The following is a 16,006-nucleotide window of genomic DNA, read 5'->3' on the forward strand; positions in this document are numbered from 1 at the left end:
CCCAGCCGCCTAGCACGTGTCGCGAAAGCCACTTTCGCGACATCTGACGTCCCGAAAGTGGCTTTCGCGACACATCAGGTCAGGAGCAACGATTCAGCGGCCGTCCATGAAGGAATTGGGACGTTGATTGTCCCAATTCCTTCATAGACGAGCAGGTGGGGTTCATTCAGCGATGAGTGACCGGATTCCAGCATCAATTTACGGCGCGAATTTCTGACACGCGACACTAGAGACAACCGAGCCGACGCGAGAGCATGTTCACTCCCCGTCGGCGACCCGTCCGGGTCCTGCCGCTTCCCGGTCCGACCAGGGTAAACACGTCAGAAACACGCCCGCGCCATCAACCTTGAGTTCCTGACATTGACCTTGAGGGTAAACAAGGAGGCCTTCACGACCTTGACGGAATCAACCGTCTAGTCGTCACCGAGTCTGGCCACCCGGGTGGCCAGGTGGGCGGCGAGCCGTTCGTCCGGCCGGGAAAGATCGACCTCCAGTGCGGCTTTGATCCGCTCGAGCCGATGCAGCACGGTGTTGCGGTGCACGCCCAGCACGATCGCGGTCGTGGTCGCCGAGGACTCGTGGTCGAGGTAGCAGCCAAGGGTCCGCACCAGTTCCCCGCTGGGGTCCGCCGTCGTCAACGGTTCGAGCAGCCCCGTCGCCGCCTCCCGGAGCGGCCCCGAGCCGTACCACCCCGCCAGCAGACGCTTCACGCTCATGGCGTCGATATGCTCGACGGCTCCGGCGACATCGTGGGTTCGGGCGAGCACGCAGGCCTGATTCGCCTCGTGCAGCGAGGCCTTCAGTCCGGCGGTTCCGAGGTACGGGTGTCCGATTCCCGCGCACAGCCGACGCTCGGCGCGTTCCTCTCCCAAGAGCGCCCGGCGGATGGTGCGGGCGAGGGCCGGGCCGTCGGCCGGGTCGGGTTCGGTGTCGGAGGTGAGCCAGAACGCCCATCCCTCCGGCCGCTCGACCAGGCTCGCACGGGTGCCGTGGCGCGCGAGCGCCTGCTCGATTCGGGGTGCCAGGTCGTGCGGGCGTGGCCGTCCCGCGGGCTGGTTGAGTGCCACGTGCACGGCCGTGTGCCAGCCGGACAGGCGCCAGCCCGCCGCGGTCGCCCGCTCGACCGTGCGGCGTGGTGGCGCGTCGGCGTGTTCGAGGACCTCGGTCAGCAGAAGCGCGCGCTGGCTGCTGGCCCGTTCCGCGGTGAGCGCCTCCGTCGCCAGGTACGCGGTGAACGCCCACGCGCCGATCCCCAACGCGTTCCGTGTCGAGTCGGTCAGCGGCGATCCGGACGGCAGCCTGGCGACGAGCCACAGGTTGGCTGGCCCGTCCTGGGTGAGGACCAGGGGCTGGAGCAGAAGTCGTTGCCGTTCCTCGGTGTCGAGGTGGAACGGCGCCGGATGATGTCGCAGTTGTTCCAGGGACGTGAGTGCTTCGCCGGTCGCCGCGTCGCCGCCGACCACACGACCTTCGCCGTCCACCAGCGCGACCGGGCAGTTCAGTGTCGCGGCGAGGACCCGGACCAGTGCGTCCGGGTCCTGGCGGGCGGTTCTCAGGCGGTTCGCCACGTCGTTGAGTTGCCGTGCGCCCGCCACTTCCGGGCGCCTGAGGTGCGGGTCCAAGGCGGCGATGACCGCCGCGGTGTCGACCCGGTCCAGCAGGATGACCGGGATCCCCAGCTTGTCGGCGAGGCGCTGGGTGGCCAGCGGGACCGGGGTCGCCGGCCGTTGCAGGACCAGCCCGGCGATCTCGGCATGGCGCCCGAACCGGAGCGCCAGGTCGGTTCCCGGATCGGTGGCGTCCAGCCTTCCCGGTTCGAACACCACGAGGGTGCCTGGGCCGAGATCGCCCACCTGACGGGCAGAGGTACCGGGTATCACCGCCCGCAGCGGGGTGTCCAGGCCGTCGGCGCCGCCGAGCAGTTCGTGGCCGGGCAGCAGCCCCAGCGCCAGCAACTGCCCGAGACTGATCCACATTCGTTCATTCTGCCCTGTTCGACGAGGGTTCGAGCGCCTGTCCGGGGTGGGCGCGGACGCCGTCCCAGCGCACGAGGCGGCCTCGCTGGAGCACACCACGGACGCGGGAGCGGTAATCGGTGAAGTCGAACGGGTCACCGTCGAGCAGCACCAGGTCGGCCCGGCGGCCGATGGTCACGGCCCCGATCTCCCTTTCGCGGCCGAGCAACCTCGCGGCCGACGACGTGGCGGCGCGGAGAACGGCGTCGGGCTTTATACCCGCCGAGCTCAGCAGTTCCAGCTCGCGGAGGTTGGCCCCGTGGGTGAAGACGCCGCTGTCGGTGCCCATGGCGATGGGGACGCCGGCCTCGGCGGCGAGGCGCACCGAAAGGCGGTGCGCCTCGACGACCTCGCGGACCTTGCGCACCACGGCATCGGGCATGGCGGCGCCTGCCTCGATCTGCTCGATCAGGGCGACCGGCGCCAGCATCGTCGGCACCAGCCAGGTGCCGGCGGCCAGCATCATTTCGATCGCCTGTTCGTCGAGGTAGATGCCGTGTTCGATGCTGCGGGCCCCGGCATGGATGGCGTTCTTGATCCCGCTGGCGCCCTGCGCGTGCGCCATCACGGCCAGTCCGGCCCTGGCGGCCTCGGCGACGCAGACCGCCAGTTCCTCGTCGTCGAAATGGGCGTGTCTTGGGTCATCACGGGGTGACAGGACGCCGCCGGTCGTGCAGATCTTGATCACGTCGGCACCGGCGCGCACCAGTTCCCGCACCCGCACCCGCATCTCGTGTGGCCCGTCGACCACCATGTCCGGGCGGCCGGCGTGGGCAGTCATGAGGCGCAGGCACTCCCCGTTCGGCAGCCAGCCGTCGGTGTGGCCGCCGGTCTGGCCGAGCACGGTGATGGAGATGGCGAGCTCCGGTCCGTCGAGCAGGCCGTCGGCGAGCGCGGCCTTCACTCCCAGATCCGCGCCACCGGCGTCGCGGGCCGAGGTGATCCCGCAGTCCAGCAGGGCACGCAGGTTCTCGGCGGCCGCGAAGAACTGGTACGTGAACGGTTCCTGCATCATTTTCAGCCGGTCCGCGCCGGACATCACGACGTGCACGTGGCAGTCGATGAGCCCGGGCAGGACGGTCAGCCCGGTGACGTCGATCCCGGTGTCGGCGTCCAAACCGAGCCCCACGTCGGCGATCCGGCCGTCCTCGACGACGACGTCCGCGTCGGACACCGTTTTCCCGTCGAACACCCTGCCGCCATGCAACACGACACGGTCCACGGCGCTCACCGCCGGTCCAGCAGCGGGCCGACGGCCTTCACCTGCACTCGCGCGCTCGCGCCGGGCAAGTAGGCCATCGGGATCTCGTTGACGAGGGTGATCCGCACCCGGCCGGGATCCGCACCTGCCCGCACCGCGGCGTCGATGGCGTCGTTCTTCGCCTGATCCAGGCAGGCTTCGCGACTGCTGTCCGCGAACTGGAAGGCGCGATCGACAGTTCCGGAGACCTCCGCGATGGCCGCGCCGATCGCGTTGGCCACCCCGGCGTGCTCGTGCCGGTAGACCTTGCTCACCCCGGGGATCGCGTCGGGAATCAGATGGGCTCCGCCGCCGACGGCGACCAGCGGGATGTCCTGGCGGGCGGCCTTGATCCGGTCGGCGAGCACCTGGATCCGGTCGTCGACCCAGCCGATCGCGGCGTCCACAAGGGACGGAGCGACATCGGCAACGCGGCCGGCGTCGCCGATGTCGGCCCGCCCGGCGAGGACCGAGATGTCGGACAGGGTGAGCGTGTCACCGCCGAAGACCCGCGCGCGGTTCACCAGCTGGTAGCCGACGCTGTCCGGGCCGACGGCCAGCTCCGGCTCGGTGCGCACGACGGTGCCGCCGCCGAGGCCGATCGAGATCAGGTCGGGCATCCGGTAGTTGGTCCGCACCCCGCCGATCTCCACGGCCATCGCCGACACCCTGGGAAAACCGTCCACGAGCAGACCAACGTCGGCCGAGGTGCCACCGACGTCCATCACGATCGCGTCGGCGAGGCCGGACAGATGCGCCGCGCCGCGCATCGAGTTGGTCGGCCCCGACCCGATGGTCATGATCGGCTTGCGGGCCGCCTCGGCCGCGGCGAGCAGGGTGCCGTCGTTCTGGGTCAGGTAGATGTCCGCGGCCAGCCGGTGGGTCCGCAGGACCTGGTCGAGCGCGGTGACGATGCCCTCGCCGACGAACCGCAACGCGGCGTTGAGCACCGCGGAGTTCTCGCGTTCCAACAGGCCGAGGCCGCCGACCTCGTGCCCCATGGTCACCGGGTACGCCGGGCCGAGGGTCTCGGTGATGATCCGGGCGGCGCGGAGTTCGTGGTCCGGGTTGGCGGGCGAGGTCACGCCGGTCACGGCGATGGCGGCCACCCGGTCCCGGCATTCCTCGGCGAACTCCCGGACCGCGTCCTCGTCCAGCGGGCTGATCTCGCTGCCCTCGTACTCGTGACCGCCCTTGATGATCCGCGCGTGGCCGCGGACCACGTCGGCGAGGTCGGTGGGCCAGTCGGCGAGCGGCGGGACCGACAGCGTGGCGGGTGCGGCGATCCGCAGGATGCCGACCCTGGCCAGGTCCCGGCGGCTGATGACCGCGTTGATCGGGTGGGTCGTGCCGAGCATCACCTGCGTCACCGCGTCCGGGTCGACCGTGGTGAGCACCGCCGCCATGGCGGTGCGGATCCCGTCCAGCACGTCCGGGGTGGTGGCGGTCTTGTGCAGGCCGGCCACGCGGCCGCCGCTGTCCACCACCACCGCGTCGGTGTTCGTGCCACCGACGTCGATTCCGATGCGCAGCCCGGTCATCGGGCACCTCCGAACGGTACGTAGTCGAGGTCGTAGCCGAAGGCCCTCGGCCCGGCCAGCGCGATTCCCTCGGGGGTGTGCCACTGGGGCAGCGCGGGCATGGCGATGACGTGCAGGCGCTGGCCGTAGGCGAGGTTCTCCGTGGTCATCGGCACGGCGGTCTCGGTGTCGATCAAGGTGATCAGGTCGGGCACGGTCACCTTGGCCTCGCCGTCTTCGAAGGCGATCAGGTTCTCGTTCTGGATCTCCACCCGCATCACCCGCGCCGGGTCGTCCAGATGCTCGAGGGTGACCGTTCCCCTCGCCCAGCCGCCGGTGGTGTGCCGCTCGATGTCCACCACCTTGCCGGTGAAGACGATCTCGGCCTCGCAGTACCGCAGGAACTCTTCGTAGGCGCCGGGTTCGCCGCGCTGGACGGCCCGCACGCGCCTGCCGATCTCCAGGCAGTAGGTGAGCGAGCCGTTCGCCCCGTACTCGACGAACTCGCTGGCGGTGACGGCGTACGCGCTCATCACCGCCATCATGCCCATCTCGACCGCGCAGGCCCTGGCGAGCTTCTCGGCCATCGCGTTGTCGACGGTATCGAAGAACACGTAGTTGCCCTTGACGTCGGCGAGCGTCATCGGCGTGGTGGACAGGCCGGCCAAGGTGAACAGAGTCAGCTCGATCTGCGGGAACGCCCTGCGGATCGAGTCACCGTCCACACAGGGCAGTCCGAGCTCGGCCGCGACGACCAGCGGGAAGAGCGAGTTCATCCCGCCGTTCTCCAGCGGCAGCACCGCCACCCCGGACCGGCCGAGGTGACCTTCCAGTGCCCGCAGCACTTGTTCCGCCTCACCACCGTTCGGGAACTTCTCCACGATCACGGTGGGCGCGCCGACCAGCGCGATCGGCAGCAACAGGCCGTCGGGGTCGAGGTCGGCCGCGTTCACCACCTCGATCGGGCCGTGCCTGATGATCGCCTCCCGCAGCATGATCTTGGCCAGGTAGGGGTCTCCCCCGCCGCCGGTGCCGAGTACGACGGCACCCAGGGCCAGGTCCTCGACGTCGTCCAGGGTGATCTGAGTCATGGACTCACCTCCGATGTGCCGTAAGCAAACCAGCGACGGAAGGCCCGGTCATTGGGTGGAGTGCCCAATGGGGCCGTCGCCGCGTTGCAGATCGCACATTGTCCAGGTCACACCGGGTCAGCAGGATGAGGCGACCATCCCGACGAAGGGAACGTCATGACAAACCTGGACGTGGCGGACGCGATCCGGCGGCGCCGGATGCATCGTGAATTCACCGACGACCCGGTCCCACCGCCCCTGCTCCACCGCATGGCGTGGGCCGCCGCGCGGGCGCAGCAGGCCCGGTCCGGCATCCGCAACATCGTGATCGTCGACGACCCGCACATCATGGCCACCGCACGGCAGGTGCTGCCGGGGTTCCTGACCAACGCCCCGGCGATGCTCGTGCTCGGCACGGATCTGGTGCGGGCCGAGCAGGTACTGGGCAGACGAGGCGTCGAGGTGGCCACCCGGATCGACGTGGGCGCGGCCTGCGCGCACCTGGCGCTGTTCGGCCAGAGCGTCGGTCTCGGCATCTGCACCATCACCAGCTGGGCCGAGCCCGCGGTGCAGACCCTGGTCGAGTTGCCGCCACACATCCGCGCGGACGTGACGATCGCGGTCGGCTTCGTGACGCCCGAGCCGCCGCCTGCCCCTCGAGGGTTCAAAACCCCCTTGCACCACAACCGTTTCGGCACCGAGTGGGAGGAATCCGATGACTGACGGGTCCCGGGAGTTGTTCACCACCATCACCCAACTGGTGACCAGTGCACCGGTCAGCCTCGACGAGACGCCGATCCTTGCCGCGTACCGGATGGTCGACGCCGCCGGCCGTCTGATGGCGCTCTGTGCGCCGGACGACGAGTTCCTCCGCGCCGCGCACGCCGACCTCAGCGCACACGCCACCCTCGTGCTGACCGATCAGGCGGCGTTCCGGGACTGGCTGGACGAATTCGTGCGGCTCTTCACCCGAGAAGCACTGAACCGCAAGGTGGCCCCGTCATGACCATCCGGGCGATCCGAACCGGCAACCAGATCGGGCCGTACACCCCGGCCATCGTGGCGACCGGACCGTTCGTCTTCGTCTCCGGCCAGGGATCCATTGTGGACGGTCAATACCGGCCGGGCACGGCGGCCGAGGAGACCAGGGCGGCACTGGACAACCTGACCGACCTGCTGCGGCGGGCCGGATCACGTCCCGACCTGGTGGCGCATTGCCGGATCTTCCTCAGCGATATCGCGGACTTCGCCACGGTCAACGAGGTGTACGCGGAATACTTCGGCGAGCCCTATCCGGCCAGGACCACCGTTCAGGCAGGCGCCCTACCACTGGGCGTACGGGTCGAGATCGAATGCGTCGCGGCTGTCGAAGGCGACGATCTTGAGTAGTGTCACGGTCACTCCGCGGGCGCTTTCGCGGTCCAGCGTTTCCTCAGCCAGAGACTGACGTAGACCAGGCCGACCAGGACCGGGACCTCGATCAGCGGGCCGACGACCCCGGCGAGCGCCTGCCCGGAGGTGACGCCGAAGACGCCGATGGCGACGGCGATCGCGAGTTCGAAGTTGTTGCCCGCGGCGGTGAACGCCAGCGTCGTCGTGCGCTCGTACGACAGCCCGGACGCCTTCCCCAGCAGATAGCCGCCGACCCACATGACCGCGAAATACACCAGCAGCGGCAACGCGATCCTGGCGACGTCGAGCGGGCGGGAGGTGATGTTGTCGCCTTGCAGGGCGAACAGGATCACGATGGTGAACAGCAGGCCGTAGAGCGCGATCGGGCCGATCTTGGGCAGGAACTTCCCCTCGTACCAGTCGCGTCCCTTGCTCCGCTCCCCGATACGGCGCGAGAGATATCCGGCGGCGAGCGGGATACCGAGGAAGATGATCACGCTGAGCGCGATCTCCCACGGCGAGAAGTCCAGCGTCGTCGTGTCCAGGCCCAGCCAGCCAGGGAGCAGGTCGAGGTAGAACCAGCCGAGCACGCCGAACATGATCACCTGGAACACCGAGTTCAACGCGACCAGCACCGCCGCCGCCTCACGGTCACCGCAAGCGAGGTCGTTCCAGATGATCACCATCGCGATACAGCGAGCGAGACCGACGATGATCAGCCCCGTCCGGTACTCGGGCAGATCCGGCAACATCAGCCACGCCAGCGCGAACATCAGCGCCGGACCGAGGATCCAGTTCAGCACCAGGGAAAGCACCATCGTGCGCTTGTCCTTGGTCACGGTGTCGAGCTTGTCGTAGCGAACCTTCGCCAGCACCGGATACATCATCAGCAGCAGGCCCAGTGCGATCGGCAGCGACACCTGGCCGATCTTCACCGCGTCCAAGACACCTTGCAGGCCAGGGATCACGCTGCCCAACAGGAGCCCGGCGCCCATCGCGACGATGATCCAGACCGGGAGGAACCGGTCCAGAAAGGACAGTTTGTGCATGACGTCGGTGTCGGCCTTGTCGGCGAGTTGAGTCACTGGCTGGTCTCCAGAAATGCGGGAAGGCGGAAGTGAGGATCAGGCGTCGAGGATTTCGGCGACCAGTCCGCGGACGCGGCGGTCGATCTCGTCGCGGATCGGGCGCACGGCCTCCACGCCCTGCCCGGCCGGGTCCTCCAGCGGCCAGTCGAGGTACCGCTTGCCGGGGAAGACCGGGCAGGTGTCACCACAGCCCATGGTGATCACGACATCGGAGGCTTCGACGTCCTCGGTGGACAGTTTGCTCGGCACCTCGGCGGTGATGTCCAGGTCCCACTCCGCCAGCGCCGCGGCGGCCGCCGGGTTCACCTTCTCCGCGGGCTCGGAACCCGCGGACCGGACGGTGATGCGGCCGAGCGAGTAGTGCTGCAACAGTGCGGCGGCCATCTGCGATCGGCCCGCGTTGTGCACGCAGACGAACAGCACTTCAGGCGTGCGGGTCATGCCCGTTTCCTTTCCTCGGAAAGTTGTCAGTCGATGAGTTCGTCGAGCAGATGCCGGACGCGGCGGGCGATGTCGTCCCGGATCCCACGGACCACGGTCAGCGGCTGCCCCATCGGGTCGGGCACGTCCCAGTCCAGGTAGCGCTTGCCCGGATAGACCGGGCAGGCGTCGCCGCAGCCCATCGTGACCACGACGTCGGCGGCGCGGACGACCTCGTCGGTCAGCGGCTTCGGGTAGGCACCGGCGAGCTGGATGTCCAGCTCCGCCAGTACCTCGGTGATGGCCGCCGGGATCTCGCCGGTGGGCTGGGATCCGGCGGAGCGGACCATCACATGGCCGAAGGCGTGGTGGTTGAGCAGCGCCGCGGCCAGCTGGGAACGGCCCACGTTGTGCACGCACACGAACAGCACCTGCGGCGCGGTCACCAGGGTGAGCCCGTCGACCTTGGCGAGGTCGATCAGTCGTTGGCGGGCGAAGCGGGCGGTCAGTGTCGGAAGATGGATCTTGACCGTCGCTGATCGGTCCAGCAGCCGGAAGGTCTCCTCGACGAACAGCTCGACCGTCTCGCGGCCGAACGTTCCCTGGAACTTGTCAGTGAGTTCCTCGGTGATCCGGTCGAGCTGGTCCAGCACCTCACGGCCGGGCAGACCGTCGGTGGCATGGGTCATGGCTTCTCCTCGGGACCACTTGCTGAATCGAAGTATGCCGATGCAATTGAAGAGCTTGGATCGAGCTTTGTCAATTCAGCGGGTATGGTGGGCGTCAGGAGCGAAGGAGGGCCCATGGCGAGCGAGAACGGCCGTACCCGGAAACCGATCGCGGTGACCCTGCTGATGGCCGAACCCGCCGCCGTCGTCGACCCCGGCGACGCGGAGACGGCCGCCAAGCTGTTCAAGGCCCTGTCGGACCCCGTGCGAATCCGCCTGCTGTCACTCGTCCGGTTCTCGCCTGGCGGTGAGGCGTGCTTCTGCGACCTCGCCGAAGAGTTCGACATGCCCCAGCCCTCGCTCAGCCACCACCTGCGCGTGCTGGTCTCCGCCGGCATCCTCGAACGGGAACGGCGCGGCACCTGGAGCTGGTACAGCGTCGTCCCCGAACCGCTCGAAACCGTGGGAACCCTGCTCCGCTCCGGCGGCCCACTCGCTGACCGGCCCGCCCGCCTCACCGAAGGACCACCGTGGCGGGGTCGGCAAGCACAGTGACCCCCTAATCGTCCGATTAGATGCCGTATATCCGTATCGTCAAGGTCGTGAAGGCCTCCTTGCTTACCCTCAAGGTAGGCAAGGAGGCCTTCACGACCTTGGTCCGCGCCGAAGGGGCGTCCGCGACCGAGACGGCCACCCGAGCATCTTGTGTCCTTTATGGACGGTCAAGGAAAGGATTCCTTCGCGGGCACTGACCAGGGCCGACTCCTGGCGGCTGCACCGGCTGAGCGAAGACCAGCAGGAGATCTTGGCCCGCGAACAGGTGGTACCTGGCACGCCGGACGGATTCGACGCCGACGAAGTGGGCTCGGACGAGCGGCGGCTCATCGGGCTGCTGGCCGGGAACGGCCGGATCACCGCGGCCGAAGCGGGCCGGATCCTCGACCTCAGCCAGTCCACCGCCTACCGGCTGATCCAGTCGACACTGCGGCGCGGCATCGTCCGGCCACGAGTGGAGGTCGAACCCGCGCAGCTCGGCTACGAACTGGAAGCGGTCATCGCGCTGACCATCACCCCGGGCGCCATCCAGGCCGTCGCCGGGGAACTGGCGCGGCATCCGTCGGCGCGGTACGTGTCGATCGTCGCCGGTACCTCTTCGGTCATCCACCAAGGTGTGTTCCGGAACGAAGACGAAATGGCCGACTTCCTCACCCGCGACCTCGCTCCCCTACCTGGAATCACCGCATTGCAGGTCTCCGTGGTGCTGCGCATGTTGCGCCGGTACTGGCTCTATCGGGAGGACGGTAGATTCGCCCCGGACAGCGCCTGAGCCCGCTCAGCGAGCGGCCGTGGTGACCGACGGCGATGAGGCAAAGGGGATCAGCAGGCGCGCCGCCCCGCTGCCGTCGGCGGGCACGGACCAGATGTCGCTTTCCTTCCCGTTCTCGCGCGGCAGGCCGTAGGCGATCGTGTCGTTGTCGAGCCAGACCACCTGGTCGTCCACACTGCGCGTCTCCGCGAGCGGGATCTCCCGCATCGTGGCCAGGTCCAGCACGTGTTCCCGCCAGGGCCGGACGTCGCCGTCCGCCACCCGCTTCTTGAACGCGAGCTTCGTGCCGTCCGGCGACAACGACGGGCACTCCGCGTTCTCCCGCACCGTTCGGGCGTTCCAAGCCTCGTTGTCGCCCTGCACCAGGTAAGTCCGCCCGCCGGTGGCGACCGTGGCGTAGAACGTCCGCTGGTCGGCGGCGAAGGTGACACCCCAGTAGTTGACGTCCTCGCCACGATGGGAGACCTCCCCGATCCGCAGCGGGATGCCCTCGATGTTGCTCGACAGCTCGTTCCGTTCGCGATCCATGATGGCCGTACGCGTCGAGAAGGTGCCGGGCGTCGAGTACGAGTCACCGGTGACGAAGGTGGTCCAGCTTCCCATCCGGCCGGCGGGTGAGAGCTTCGCGCGGTTGGGGATCCCGGGGACATCGACCCGCTTGACCTCGCCGAGCGCGGTATCGACGAACCGGGCGACCGCGCCGGGCATGGGCGTGGGTTCCTTCGCCAGGCACAGGCCGCCGTCCGCCGCGGTGTAGAACCGCTCGCAATTCAGCGAACTGATCCGGCGCGGTCCCCCGGGATCGGAGACGGGAACCGAGGCGACGTTGCCGTACCCCGGCCCCGCCGCGCCGTTGCGGAACAGCAGCCGTCCCGGCTCCGCCAGCGCGACCGGGCGCGAGGAATCCACCGCGACCGCCGCGTCAGCCGCCTGCCGCTCGGGGCTGTTCGCCTTGGCCTGCACCACGTACACCACCGAGGCGGCGGCGAGTGCGGCGATACCCGCCAGCGCCACGACGAACTTCACCGGAAGCTTCATCCCGTCTCCTTTCCCGTCACCGGCAGCTGTACGGGCCCGCCTTGTCGAGCAGTTCCCCGTTGGTGCCGATGATCTCCCAGGAATAGGTCTTCCCCTTCAGCACCAGCTTCATCACCCCGTGCTTGCCCAGGATCTTCTCGACGCCTTCACGGGCCTTGTAATCGAGATACAGACTGTCGCCGCCGATCCCGGCGATGACCGAACGCACGCCATTGGCCTCGTCGACATGCCCGTCGACGTCCAGCGGCTTGGTCCGCTCGTAATGGTGATCGTGCCCGGCGAACACGACGTCCGCCTTCGCTTTGGCCAGCTCGTTCCACAGTGGCGCGACACTCTTCGCGTCGCCGGAATTCCCCGAGTTGAAGCGCGGGTGATGCCAGTATCCGGCGATACAGGACTTCTTGGTTTTCGCGAGGTCCTTGCGCAGCCACGCCACCTGCTCGGCGCCACCGCCGTTGTACACCGGGTCCGAATCGAGCGCGACGAAATGGAAGGCGCCGACGTCGAAACTGTAGTATGGCTTTCCCTTGGGGGTCGCGATCTTCCCGAAGTACTGTTTGTAGCCCGCCAGATCGTTGTTCCACTCGTGGTTGCCCGGCGTGGGTTTGGTGATGCGCTTGAACTTGCCCCACGTCTTGTCGTAATAGGACCGGAACTCTTCGATGGTGCCGTCGACGTACTGATTGTCGCCGACCGTCAGCACGTACCGGGGCTTGATCTTGCTCACCAGCTCCGCCGTCCGCTGATGCTCGGACGGCAGCTCCGGTTTGGCGATGTCGCCGGCGAGCGCGATGACGATGCCGTCGGACGCGGTCGGCCGGGTGGACGCCTTCACCGGACCGGTCGGCCCGGACAGGTTCCCCGCCGCGTCCCGCGCCCGCACCGCGTACTGGAAGTCGAAGCCCGACGCCAGCGACGTGTCGGTGTAGGACGTCGTCGCGGACCGGCCGATGACATTGCCGTTGCGCAGGACTTCGTACTCCGTGACCCCCACATTGTCCGTGGACGCGGTCCAGCCGAGCGTGATGCTCTCGGTGGTGGACGACGCCTGCCGAAGCCCTGTCGGCACCGACGGCGGCTGGATGTCGCCGTCACCGGTCCGGACACCGTAGACCTCCAGCTCCCACAACGAATACCCGTAAACGGTCGCCCGCGCCGTGCCGAAGATCCGGACGTGCCTCGCGGAAGTGTTCAGGCCGGTGAACTCGTCGAGGCCGCCGTCGCTGCCCGCGACGGTCTTGACGTCCCGCCAGTTCTGTCCGTCGTCGGACGCCTGGACCTGATAGTCCTTCGCGTGGGCGGATTCCCAGAAGACCTTGATCCGGCTGATGTCCGCGGGGCCGCCGAGGTCGACGGCGATCCACTGTGGATCACCCTCCAGACTCGCCCAACGGGTCGTCGAGTCACCGTCGACAGCGAGAGCACCACTGAAACTCTCGTTCTCGACGGTGGAGGTCGTGGTGCGCTTGTCGACCGACAGCAGCGATTCCACCTGTCCCGCGGTGGCGCTGGAAGCGGTCACGGGCTGAGCGAGCAGGACGATCGCCGCGATCGCGGCGGTGCCCGGCTTCACCATTCGATTCACCTGTACTCCTGGATGGGCCTATGTCGTCGTGGACTACGGACCATGGCTGTCAGCGGCAGGTGTACGGACCCGCCTTGTCGAGCACCTTCCCGGCGGTGTCGTAGATCTCCCAGGAGTAGGACTTCCCGTTCAGCACCAGCTTCATCACGCCGTGCTTCGCGAGGATCTTCTCGACCCCTTCGCGTGCCTTGTAGTCGGTGTAGAGGTAATCGCCGCCGATCCCGGCGATGACCGAACGCACGCCATTGGCCTCGTCGACGTGCCCGTTGACGTCCAGCGGCTTGGTCCGCTCGTAGTGATGGTCGTGTCCGGCGATCACCACGTCCGCCTTGGCTTTGGCCAGCTCGTTCCACAGTGGCGCGATCTGCTTCTTGTCACCGGAATTCCCCGAGTTGAAGCGCGGGTGATGCCAATACCCGATGACGCAGGACTTCGTGTTCTTCGCCAGGTCGTTCCGCAGCCAGGTCACCTGTTCGGAACCGCCACCGGTGTAGACCGGATTCGAGTCCATCGCGACGAAGTGGAAGTCACCGATGTCGTAGCTGTAGTACGGCAAGCCCTGCGGATACGCGATCGCGCCGAAGTACTCCTTGTATCCCCTGAGCAGGTCGTCCCACTCGTGATTGCCCGTCGTGGGCTTGGTGATGCTCTTGAACTTGCCCCACGTCTTGTCGTAGTGGGCGCGGTACTCCGAAATGGTGCCCTTGTGGTACTGGTTGTCGCCAACGGTCAGCACGTACTGCGGGTTCATCTTGGCGACCTGGTTCGCGGTCGCCTGGTGCGTGGAGAAGAGCTCCGGGTTGGCGATGTCTCCCGCGAGCGCGATGGTGACGGGTCCGGTGCCGCCGGGTTTGGTCGCGGCCCTGATCGCCGGACTCGCCGCGGAAACGTTGCCCGCCGCGTCCCGTGCCCGCACGGAGTAGCCGAATTCCGCTCCGGACGCCAGCCCGCTGTCGGTGTAGGCGGTCGTCGCCGTGGTACCGACGACGTTCCCGTCGCGGAGCACCTCGTACTCGGTGACCCCGACATTGTCGGCCGACGCGGTCCAGCCGAGGGTGACGCTGTCCGCGGTGGTGGCCTTCGCGGCGAGGCCCGTCGGCACCGTCGGCGCCTGCGTGTCGCCGCCGCCGGCACGGTCGCCGTAGATTTCCAGCTCCCACAACGAATAGCCGTAGGTCGTGCCGCGAGCCGTACCGTGGACGCGGATGTGGCGCGCGGACGCGCTGAGGCCCGAGTGTTCGTCGATGGCGCCGTCACCGCCTACGACCGACTTGATGTCGGTCCAGGTCCTGCCGTCGGCCGAACCCTGGATCTTGTAGGTCTTGGCGTAGGCGGCTTCCCAGTTCAGCTTGACCTTGGTGATGGTCGCGGTACCCCCGAGGTCGACAGCGATCCATTGCGGATCGATCCCCTCCTCGCTCGCCCACCGGGTCGTGGCACTGCCGTCGACCGCGTTGCCGCCGCCGAAGTCCGGGCCCTCGACCGACGACGTCGTGGCCGGTTTGCCCGCGGACAGCAGGGATTCCGCTTGCGCGGCGGTGCCAGAAGAGATCAAGGTCTGCCCCAGCAGGACCAGGGTCGCCACCGCGACACCGGCCAGGGGTGTTCTCCGTTTCATGCGAACTCCTCGACGTTGCGGAGTCGGCGAATACCGGCGGTGGGCGGCGTCATGTCAGCCGGAGTCGTCCTGACCTTTAGTTAAGTAAGTTTCCTAACTATCGCAGTGTAAAAGGTTCTCAAACTCCGAGTCAATGGGTGAACGGGCCTCATACGGCACCATCTGATGACAGGGTCGCCCTGACCTCGTCCTCTTCTGCGACACCGCGCGCCCATGGATCGTTGACCACCTGGCTCTACTTAGAGTAGTCGACCGGCTACCTCGCGTCTCACTCCATGGTGCTCTAGAACACCTCGTTCAGCGGGCGCGGCGTTGAACTGTCTGCAGCATTGTCGAATGCGGCCCGAAAAGTGCCGGGCGATCACCGAGGCATACAAGATGCGGAGGAATCAGGCATGGCAGGAAACAAGCGCTTGGGCGGGTGGGTTGGCGTGGCCGGGGTCGCGGCCATGGTGGCTGGGACGGCCCTGGCGGGAGCGCTTCCCGCCCAGGGGGAGGTGTCCACGCGCGCGGTGGAAGCTCGGCAAATCACCCTGCGGCTGGCCAGCGACCCCGGTCAGGTGGCCAACGTCGCCGGCGCGTCGCAGGCCAACGGGGCGAACATCATCCAGTGGCCGCTCTCGCGCACCACGAACGAGCGATGGGAACCCGAGGCGTCCCTGGACGGCTACTACCGCTTCAAATCGATCAGCAGCGGCAAATGCCTGAATGTGGAGGGCGGCGGAAACGCGGACGGCACGCAGGTCATCCAGTACACCTGCGGTGGCCAGCCCAACGAATTGTGGAAGCTGGTACCCAAAGGCATCGGACACCAAGTGGTGAGCAAGGAGAGCGGAAAATGCCTCAACGTGGCCGGCGGCGTGGGCCAGGGCAGATCCCTGATCCAGTACACCTGCACGACGGGCGCCGCCAACGACGTCTGGCTGGCCGTGTGGGAACCCGATAACCGGTAGCCGCCCCTCGCTGTGGGCTCCGGGGCCGCGGCCCCGGAGCCCACAGTTCCCGCTCGCCGAACTCACGTGGCT

Annotated in this window: 16 protein-coding genes; 6 read left to right on the forward strand and 10 right to left on the reverse strand. The window is 67.8% G+C overall.

Going from position 1 to position 16,006, the window contains the following annotated elements; genetic code table 11:
- Nucleotides 1-413: 413 nt before the first annotated feature.
- The 4 genes from ACLARN_RS15890 to ACLARN_RS15905 are packed head-to-tail and all read right to left on the reverse strand — an operon-like array spanning nucleotide 414 to nucleotide 5,866.
- The gene (locus tag ACLARN_RS15890; RefSeq protein ID WP_409492167.1) at nucleotides 414-1,976 is read right to left on the reverse strand and encodes a PucR family transcriptional regulator; all 1,563 of its coding nucleotides are present in this window, start codon (nucleotides 1,974-1,976) and stop codon (nucleotides 414-416) included.
- A gap of 4 nt (nucleotides 1,977-1,980) precedes the next feature.
- Nucleotides 1,981-3,237: an amidohydrolase family protein gene (locus ACLARN_RS15895; protein WP_409492168.1), complete on the reverse strand. Its 1,257-nt coding sequence runs from the start codon at nucleotides 3,235-3,237 to the stop codon at nucleotides 1,981-1,983.
- A 5-nt stretch (nucleotides 3,238-3,242) separates the two neighbouring features.
- Nucleotides 3,243-4,796 (reverse strand): hydantoinase/oxoprolinase N-terminal domain-containing protein, encoded by a 1,554-nt coding sequence (locus ACLARN_RS15900; RefSeq protein ID WP_409492169.1) that lies wholly within the window; start codon nucleotides 4,794-4,796, stop codon nucleotides 3,243-3,245.
- Complete coding sequence (locus ACLARN_RS15905) at nucleotides 4,793-5,866, reverse strand: DUF917 domain-containing protein (RefSeq protein WP_409492170.1); 1,074 nt, start codon at nucleotides 5,864-5,866, stop codon at nucleotides 4,793-4,795. The genes ACLARN_RS15900 and ACLARN_RS15905 overlap by 4 nt, the downstream gene beginning before the upstream one ends.
- 156 nt (nucleotides 5,867-6,022) lie before the next feature.
- On the opposite strand from ACLARN_RS15905, the gene ACLARN_RS15910 reads away from it, so the two are divergent.
- Genes ACLARN_RS15910 through ACLARN_RS15920 form a run of 3 tightly spaced genes read left to right on the forward strand, consistent with a single transcriptional unit; the run spans nucleotide 6,023 to nucleotide 7,234 of the window.
- Nucleotides 6,023-6,568: a nitroreductase family protein gene (locus ACLARN_RS15910; protein WP_409492171.1), complete on the forward strand. Its 546-nt coding sequence runs from the start codon at nucleotides 6,023-6,025 to the stop codon at nucleotides 6,566-6,568.
- The gene (locus ACLARN_RS15915; protein WP_409492172.1) at nucleotides 6,561-6,851 is read left to right on the forward strand and encodes a DUF6092 family protein; all 291 of its coding nucleotides are present in this window, start codon (nucleotides 6,561-6,563) and stop codon (nucleotides 6,849-6,851) included. The genes ACLARN_RS15910 and ACLARN_RS15915 overlap by 8 nt, the downstream gene beginning before the upstream one ends.
- Entirely contained in the window at nucleotides 6,848-7,234 is a 387-nt protein-coding gene (locus ACLARN_RS15920) for a RidA family protein (RefSeq protein WP_409492173.1), read from the forward strand. The genes ACLARN_RS15915 and ACLARN_RS15920 overlap by 4 nt, the downstream gene beginning before the upstream one ends.
- A gap of 8 nt (nucleotides 7,235-7,242) precedes the next feature.
- Here the strand turns inward: ACLARN_RS15920 and arsB are convergent, their stop codons facing one another.
- From arsB to ACLARN_RS15935, 3 genes are all read right to left on the reverse strand, one after another.
- Nucleotides 7,243-8,286, reverse strand: a complete 1,044-nt coding sequence (gene arsB, locus ACLARN_RS15925; protein ID WP_409492398.1) for an ACR3 family arsenite efflux transporter — start codon at nucleotides 8,284-8,286, stop codon at nucleotides 7,243-7,245.
- A 75-nt stretch (nucleotides 8,287-8,361) separates the two neighbouring features.
- Nucleotides 8,362-8,766, reverse strand: coding sequence for an arsenate reductase ArsC (locus tag ACLARN_RS15930; protein ID WP_409492174.1), 405 nt, complete (start codon nucleotides 8,764-8,766; stop codon nucleotides 8,362-8,364).
- Between the two features lie 26 nt (nucleotides 8,767-8,792).
- Entirely contained in the window at nucleotides 8,793-9,434 is a 642-nt protein-coding gene (locus tag ACLARN_RS15935) for an arsenate reductase ArsC (RefSeq protein ID WP_409492175.1), read from the reverse strand.
- A gap of 114 nt (nucleotides 9,435-9,548) precedes the next feature.
- On the opposite strand from ACLARN_RS15935, the gene ACLARN_RS15940 reads away from it, so the two are divergent.
- Entirely contained in the window at nucleotides 9,549-9,968 is a 420-nt protein-coding gene (locus ACLARN_RS15940; protein ID WP_409492176.1) for an ArsR/SmtB family transcription factor, read from the forward strand.
- Between the two features lie 148 nt (nucleotides 9,969-10,116).
- Nucleotides 10,117-10,740 carry an Lrp/AsnC family transcriptional regulator gene (locus ACLARN_RS15945; protein ID WP_409492177.1) on the forward strand — a complete coding sequence of 208 codons (624 nt, stop codon included), beginning with the start codon at nucleotides 10,117-10,119 and terminating at the stop codon, nucleotides 10,738-10,740.
- A gap of 6 nt (nucleotides 10,741-10,746) precedes the next feature.
- Here the strand turns inward: ACLARN_RS15945 and ACLARN_RS15950 are convergent, their stop codons facing one another.
- From ACLARN_RS15950 to ACLARN_RS15960, 3 genes are read right to left on the reverse strand one after another with little or no spacing between them, the layout of a single operon-like run.
- Nucleotides 10,747-11,778, reverse strand: a complete 1,032-nt coding sequence (locus ACLARN_RS15950) for a hypothetical protein (RefSeq protein ID WP_409492178.1) — start codon at nucleotides 11,776-11,778, stop codon at nucleotides 10,747-10,749.
- 16 nt (nucleotides 11,779-11,794) lie between these two features.
- The gene (locus tag ACLARN_RS15955; RefSeq protein WP_409492399.1) at nucleotides 11,795-13,354 is read right to left on the reverse strand and encodes a discoidin domain-containing protein; all 1,560 of its coding nucleotides are present in this window, start codon (nucleotides 13,352-13,354) and stop codon (nucleotides 11,795-11,797) included.
- A gap of 58 nt (nucleotides 13,355-13,412) precedes the next feature.
- Nucleotides 13,413-14,981, reverse strand: coding sequence for a discoidin domain-containing protein (locus ACLARN_RS15960; protein ID WP_409492179.1), 1,569 nt, complete (start codon nucleotides 14,979-14,981; stop codon nucleotides 13,413-13,415).
- Nucleotides 14,982-15,376: 395 nt separating this feature from the next.
- Between ACLARN_RS15960 and ACLARN_RS15965 the strand changes: the two genes are divergently transcribed.
- Entirely contained in the window at nucleotides 15,377-15,934 is a 558-nt protein-coding gene (locus ACLARN_RS15965) for an RICIN domain-containing protein (RefSeq protein ID WP_409492180.1), read from the forward strand.
- Nucleotides 15,935-16,006 lie beyond the last annotated feature (72 nt).

The organism is Amycolatopsis sp. cmx-11-12, assembly GCF_046269425.1.
Classification (GTDB): domain Bacteria; phylum Actinomycetota; class Actinomycetes; order Mycobacteriales; family Pseudonocardiaceae; genus Amycolatopsis.

Coding starts and splice junctions, on each gene's coding strand:
- ACLARN_RS15930 (WP_409492174.1), bottom strand. CDS start 8,766: ATGACCCGCACGCCTGAAGTGCTGTTCGTCTGCGTGCACAACGCGGGC.
- ACLARN_RS15955 (WP_409492399.1), bottom strand. CDS start 13,354: ATGGTGAAGCCGGGCACCGCCGCGATCGCGGCGATCGTCCTGCTCGCT.
- ACLARN_RS15900 (WP_409492169.1), bottom strand. CDS start 4,796: ATGACCGGGCTGCGCATCGGAATCGACGTCGGTGGCACGAACACCGAC.
- ACLARN_RS15965 (WP_409492180.1), top strand. CDS start 15,377: ATGGCAGGAAACAAGCGCTTGGGCGGGTGGGTTGGCGTGGCCGGGGTC.
- ACLARN_RS15910 (WP_409492171.1), top strand. CDS start 6,023: ATGACAAACCTGGACGTGGCGGACGCGATCCGGCGGCGCCGGATGCAT.
- ACLARN_RS15960 (WP_409492179.1), bottom strand. CDS start 14,981: ATGAAACGGAGAACACCCCTGGCCGGTGTCGCGGTGGCGACCCTGGTC.
- ACLARN_RS15915 (WP_409492172.1), top strand. CDS start 6,561: ATGACTGACGGGTCCCGGGAGTTGTTCACCACCATCACCCAACTGGTG.
- ACLARN_RS15905 (WP_409492170.1), bottom strand. CDS start 5,866: ATGACTCAGATCACCCTGGACGACGTCGAGGACCTGGCCCTGGGTGCC.
- ACLARN_RS15950 (WP_409492178.1), bottom strand. CDS start 11,778: ATGAAGCTTCCGGTGAAGTTCGTCGTGGCGCTGGCGGGTATCGCCGCA.
- ACLARN_RS15935 (WP_409492175.1), bottom strand. CDS start 9,434: ATGACCCATGCCACCGACGGTCTGCCCGGCCGTGAGGTGCTGGACCAG.
- ACLARN_RS15920 (WP_409492173.1), top strand. CDS start 6,848: ATGACCATCCGGGCGATCCGAACCGGCAACCAGATCGGGCCGTACACC.
- arsB (WP_409492398.1), bottom strand. CDS start 8,286: ATGCACAAACTGTCCTTTCTGGACCGGTTCCTCCCGGTCTGGATCATC.
- ACLARN_RS15890 (WP_409492167.1), bottom strand. CDS start 1,976: ATGTGGATCAGTCTCGGGCAGTTGCTGGCGCTGGGGCTGCTGCCCGGC.
- ACLARN_RS15940 (WP_409492176.1), top strand. CDS start 9,549: ATGGCGAGCGAGAACGGCCGTACCCGGAAACCGATCGCGGTGACCCTG.